Source organism: Sinorhizobium sp. 22678, from assembly GCF_052044265.1.
Taxonomy (GTDB): domain Bacteria; phylum Pseudomonadota; class Alphaproteobacteria; order Rhizobiales; family Rhizobiaceae; genus Sinorhizobium; species Sinorhizobium meliloti_A.
This window is the reverse complement of sequence record NZ_JBQEMS010000052.1, coordinates 1-5,855: the sequence shown is the minus strand read 5'-3', so window position 1 is coordinate 5,855 and position 5,855 is coordinate 1. Positions and strand designations below refer to the sequence as shown.

Sequence of the window (5,855 nt, the reverse complement as noted above, 5' to 3'; positions counted from 1 at the left end):
GAGGTTGTCGGAAATTTCGAGCGCGCGCCATACGCTGACCTCGATGCCTTCGTTGCGGATGTAGTCCACGACGAGCTCAGTGAGCGGCTTCATGTAAGGCGCGACGAGCGCGATTTTCTTCGCGCCCATCGCCTGGATGCCCTCGACCAGCGCACCGGCCGACGTCACCACTGGTGCGGGATTGCCGTTGTCGACCGTCGCCTTGTGCAGGCGCTCCCGTGACTGGCGATGGTAGCCATGCCCCATTGCCATGATTGCTACCAGACAGGCATAACCCATAACATCGACGCGCGCGTCCGAAAGTTCGAGGGGCAATGGTCGCTGTCCCTGTGGCCTTCAATTCCTCGGCGGTTACATGCTTCATCCGCATGCGGGAGGAGTGAAAAGTGAACCGCTCTGGCGACACGAGTTCGCGAGCCCGCAATAGTGCCGGTATTTTCGTTTCCATCGTGATGTTGGAGCTCGGAACGATCTGACCAATACGAAAGCGCTTCATTTGCTGGACCTTGTTTCGAGTAGGTTTCACCACATTAATTATTCATACCGTGAAATATCAAGACAAGGTAAGCCCCAAAACGCCAAATGCTTTCATTATTCCATCCGGCCAGAGAGAGTTTTGGGTGGCCTCAAAGCGATTTGCGTCAACAGATTGATTGAAAAGTTATTTTCTCAAGTTTCCCAGCCTCATCGCCCGCCTTCCGCGCTAACCTTTTATTAGAAACGGCGACATCTGAATGGCGCGCAGAGATTGAACGGTGCTTGCCGTATACCCAGTCGTAATATAACTTTGAATAATAAATTCGGGCGCTTGAGGAGGCGATCTTACGGGCTTCACAAGATCGCGACTGCCGCATCGGCGAGCCCGTCACCGATCACGGCATGCCGTCATTGAGGGGGAATTTGCATGGAACAAGAAACCGATTTCGACGTCATCGTGCTTGGTGCCGGCTTCGCCGGCGTCACGGCGGCCCGCGAATTGAAGAACAACGGCCGCAAGGTCGCCGTGCTTGAGGCGCGAGATCGCATCGGCGGGCGCGCCTGGACGTCGGACCTCGACGGCCATAAGGTTGAGTTGGGCTGTACGTGGATCCACTGGTTCCAGCCCTATGTCTGGGCAGAATTCGTTCGCTCCGGCCTGAAGCTGCATGAAGATCCCTGGTTGCCGCCGCTCACCATCTGGGTAGACGGCAAGCCGCAGGACATCGAGTTCCGTGAGTTCCGGGCGATCCTTCAAAGTGCCTGGAAGAAATTCGCCGGCGATACGCCGGATGGTCCGCGCATGGACAGGCCCTACAGTCTCGAAGCGATCGCAGAGGCTGAGGAACTCGACACGCTGAGCGTTCAGGACGTACTCGACCGGATGGGCCTATCGCCGCTCGAGAAAGCAGCCTTCGCCGCTGAGGTGAGTGCCCAGACGAACGCGCCGCTGGACCAGTCCGGATACCTGTCCCAGCTGCGCTGGTGGTCCATTTCCGGCTGGGATATTGGGCTGATGATCGATTGCCTCGCCCGCTACAAGGTCGACAGTGGCGTTACATCCCTCATCACCTATATGGCGGAACGCGCCAATCTCGACATCCGCCTCAACTCCCCCGTCGCCGACGTGGTGCAGGACGAGCGCGGCGTCACAGCGACGACCCGTGACGGCCGTCGCTTCACGGCGAAGAAACTAGTCTGCGCCGTCCCGATGAACTGTCTGAAAAACATCCGGTTCACGCCGGCGCTTGCGCAGGACAAACTAGTCCTTTCGCACGAGGAACATGCCGCAAAGGGCATGAAAGTACTGTTCCGCACGGAAGGCGAAGCCACCGGCCATGCCGTCATCGCTCCGCCCGGCACACCACTTAGCCTCCTCAACCCCATCCGTGTAGAGGGCGAAACCCGCATCTACGTCGGCTTCGGCACGGATGGCGCGGCTTTCGACCCGAAGAACCTCGACGAAGTCAACGCGGTGCTTGCCAGCCTTCACCCCGAATTGAAGGCAGTTTCGACCACCGGGCACGACTGGGCAAACGACGAGTTCTCACTTGGCACCTGGCACATGGCGCGGCCGACACAGAACGTGCGGATCGCAAAGGCCTTCAAGACGCCGGACGGCCATGTCCATTTCGCCGGCGACTATCTCGGGCGAAATTGGGTAGGCTTTATGGATGGCGCAATCGAGTCCGGCCTGCTAACTGCGGACAAGGTGGAAACTGAAATGCGCTCTGCCTCAAACCCAACGTCCTCACGTCGCTTTAAGGCGCCGCCCGGTCTCACTGGCTAACGCCGCATCGAGTGAAGCCACTCTGCCTTGATCATATCTTAATTTTCGACCAGGAACTGGCATGCCAAAGAAACCGCTATTTTTCCACATGCTTCCTGAGATGGAGAAGCACTATTGTATGTCAATGGCCGTTCGTGCCGGCGATTATCTTTTCATCGGTGGCCTGACGTCCACAGATGACGAGGCAACGAAATCCATGCCGACGACCCGGCCGCGCAGATGAAGCGGATCTACGAGATCCTCGGCAGCACCCTGCCAAAGTCCGGCGGCGCGCCGCGCGATGTGGTCAGCGAAACCATCTACTACAATGTCAGTGTGGACGAGTTCAACGAGACGCTGTTCCCGCATCGCCAGGCCTTCTTCGGCGAGGAGGGGCCCTCGGTCGCGGGCATGGAAGTAGTCGGCTTTACCAGCCCGGCGATCCGCGTCGAGACGACGGCCGTCGCCTATCTCCCCCAGTCAAACTGACACGAGGCACTGTGATCATGCAGGCTCACGGATCAGCGCCCCATTCGGGAAAATCCTTCTGGCTGCATGACTACGGCATGTATGCCCCGAACCATGCCGTGGATGGGCGGATCGATTGCGATGTCGCCATCATTGGCGGTGGAATCGCCGGTATGTCCACTGCCTGGCATGCGGCGAAGGACGGTACCGGCCGCATCGTGCTGATCGAAGGCGAGATCGTTGGTTTCGGGGCCAGCGGCCGCGCCGCTGGCTGGATCATGCCGCAGTTCGGTATGGATCAGTTCACTATCCGCCGAAAATACGGCCTCGAGCGCTCGAAGGCGGCGTTCGATTACTGTCTGCGCGCGATGGTCTATACACGCGAGATCATCGAGAGCAACGGGCTCCAGTGTGACTACCGGCATCCGGGTCTGATGCGGGTGGCCTTCGACGAACGCTGGGTAGACGACGCCCGCGCCCTGCAGGCGATGTATTCCGAGTTCGGCATGCAGGGGCTGCAGTGGATGGACGGGCCTAGCTTGCAGGCGGAATTTGCCGGCAATCCGAATTTCAAGGCGGCATTGTTCGATCCCAATCTTGGCCTGCTTAACCCCTGCAAGCAGGTGCGCGAACTGAAACGCCTCGCGGAAGCCGCCGGCGCGCGTGTCTACGAAAACAGCCCCGCCATTCACATCGAGCGCCTGGCATCGGGCGTCCGGATCGTCACTCCGCGCGGGGAGATTCTTGCAAGCACGGTGGTGATCGCGACCAACGCTTTCACCCACATGCTTGAAGGCCCTGTCGGACGCGAGTTACGCCGGTTTCAATCCCCGGTCTTCGCACGAGGCGCGGTGACGGAGCGCCTGACGCCCGCACAATGGCAGGCGATCGGTTGGCCGCGCGGCAATGCGATCGAAAGTACGCTCGACCTGTTCCACTACATGGCGCCCACCGCCGACGGTCGTATCCAGTTCTACTGGATCTATTACGGCGGGCACTCGATGTTCGGCGAAATGGAGCCGACGGCCAGCGCGGAGGGCGGAGAAGTTTCACTGCAGCATCTCAAGCGGATTTTCCCGCAGTTGAGCGATATTCGCATCGCCCAGACTTGGGGCGGGCACATGTCCGGGACGATGGACCTGGTGCCGCACCTGACGACGCTCGGCGACCGGCGCGTGATCTATGTTGGCGGGTGCTGGGGCCATGGGCTGGCGATCAACCATCTGCACGGCCAGACCGTCTCGCACATGCTCAACGACGTCAGCAGCGACCTCACCGATTTCTGGATCGTCAACCGGACGCCGCGGAAATGGCCGCCGACCCCTTTTGACTATCTGGGCAAGGGGCTGGCTTGGAGCGCGCTGCGGAGAAAGGCTCGCCGGCAACTGGTGGGCTCCATTTTCGAGGCACCAGAATGAGGTGCACTGCCTAAAGGCAACATACGAAACGGTTGCCGGAGAAGACATCATCTATTTTATAAGCCGATGCTGTGCAAAATTCACATGTTCGGATAGACGGGGCCTTCGCCGCCCTGCGGCGGCACCCAGTTGATGTTCTGGTTCGGGTCCTTGATGTCGCAGGTCTTGCAGTGCACGCAGTTCTGCGCGTTGATGACGACGACCGGCTTGCCGTTCTTCTCCACCCACTCGTAGACGCCAGCCGGACAGTAGCGCGTCGACGGGCCGGCATAGATGTCGTGCTCGGAGCGCTTCTGCAGGCTCATGTCCTTGACCTGCAGATGCACCGGCTGATCCTCCTCGTGGTTGGTGTTCGACAGGAACACCGAGGACAGACGATCGAAGGTCAACACGCCATCGGGTTTCGGGTAATCGATCTTCGTGTGCTTTGCTGCCGGCTCGAGGCTCTGCGCATCGCTCTTGCCGTGCTTCAGCGTGCCGAACAGCGACAGACCGAACAACTGGTTGGTCCACATGTCGAGACCGCCGAGTGCCACGCCGATCGCCGTGCCGAATTTCGACCACAGCGGCTTGACGTTCCTGACCCGCTTCAGGTCCTTGCCGATATCGGTCTGGCGCCATTCGTTCTCGATCTCGACCGGCTCGTCATTGGCCCTGCCCGACGCGATCGCTTCTGCCAGTTTGTCAGCCGCCAGCATGCCAGACAGCACCGCATTGTGGCTGCCCTTGATGCGCGGCACGTTGACGAGACCGGCCGAACAGCCGATCAGCGCACCGCCTGGGAACGACAGCTTCGGCACCGACTGGTAGCCACCCTCGGTGATGGCGCGAGCGCCATAGGACAGCCGCTTGCCGCCTTCAAAGGTGCCGCGGATGGCCGGATGGGTCTTGAACCGCTGGAACTCCTCGAACGGGAAGAGGTATGGGTTCTTATAGTTCAGGTGCACGACGAAGCCGACCGCGACGAGGTTGTCTTCCAGATGGTACAGGAACGAACCACCACCGGTCTTCATGCCGAGCGGCCAGCCGAACGAGTGCTGCACCAGGCCCGGACGGTGGTTCTCGGGCTTAACCTGCCAGAGCTCTTTCAGGCCGATGCCGAACTTCTGGACGTCGCGGTCTTTCGACAGATCGAACTTCGAAATCAGCTGCTTGGCGAGCGAGCCGCGCACGCCCTCGCCGATCAGCGTGTATTTGCCGAGCAGCGCCATGCCGCGGGCGAAGTTCGGTCCCGGCTCGCCGTTCCTCTCGATACCCATGTCGCCGGTGGCAACGCCGATGACGGCACCCTCGTCGTTGTAGAGCACTTCGGTTGCGGCAAAGCCCGGATAGATTTCGACGCCGAGTTCTTCCGCCTTTGTCGCCAGCCAGCGACAGACGTTGCCGAGAGAGACGATGTAATTGCCGTGATTGTTCATCAGCGGCGGCATCAAAAAGTTCGGCAGGCGGATCGAGCCGGCCGGGCCCAAGAACAGGAAGTGGTCGTCCTTCACTTCGGTCTTGAACGGACGGTCGGCGTCCTTGCGCCAGTCCGGCAGCAGCCGGTCGATGCCGATGGGATCGACGACGGCGCCCGACAGGATATGCGCGCCGACTTCGGCGCCCTTTTCGAGCACGACGACCGAGAGCTCCGGATTGACCTGCTTCAGCCGGATCGCCGCCGAAAGCCCCGCAGGTCCCCCACCAACGATCACAACGTCGAATTCCATGCTTTCGCGTGCGGG

General features: G+C 60.4%; 4 protein-coding genes and 1 pseudogene. 3 read left to right on the top strand and 2 right to left on the bottom strand.

Translation table 11 applies throughout. From position 1 onward, the window contains the following. Window positions 1–496 (bottom strand): annotated as a pseudogene (locus ACTJKL_RS31830) (maleate cis-trans isomerase family protein); the annotation flags it as partial. Window positions 497–904: 408 nt separating this feature from the next. Here ACTJKL_RS31830 and ACTJKL_RS31825 point away from each other — a divergent pair. The 3 genes from ACTJKL_RS31825 (at window position 905) to ACTJKL_RS31815 (ending at window position 4,131) form a co-directional block, all read left to right on the top strand. Further along, window positions 905–2,266 carry a flavin monoamine oxidase family protein gene (locus tag ACTJKL_RS31825; RefSeq protein WP_064334242.1) on the top strand — a complete coding sequence of 454 codons (1,362 nt, stop codon included), beginning with the start codon at window positions 905–907 and terminating at the stop codon, window positions 2,264–2,266. Window positions 2,267–2,485: 219 nt separating this feature from the next. Continuing rightward, window positions 2,486–2,734, top strand: coding sequence for a hypothetical protein (locus ACTJKL_RS31820; protein WP_440854748.1), 249 nt, complete (start codon window positions 2,486–2,488; stop codon window positions 2,732–2,734). Window positions 2,735–2,832: 98 nt separating this feature from the next. Next, entirely contained in the window at window positions 2,833–4,131 is a 1,299-nt protein-coding gene (locus ACTJKL_RS31815; RefSeq protein WP_440854747.1) for an NAD(P)/FAD-dependent oxidoreductase, read from the top strand. 80 nt (window positions 4,132–4,211) lie between these two features. Here the strand turns inward: ACTJKL_RS31815 and ACTJKL_RS31810 are convergent. Then, window positions 4,212–5,855: electron transfer flavoprotein-ubiquinone oxidoreductase (locus ACTJKL_RS31810; RefSeq protein WP_440854653.1), on the bottom strand; the 1,644-nt coding region annotated here is incomplete at its 5' end.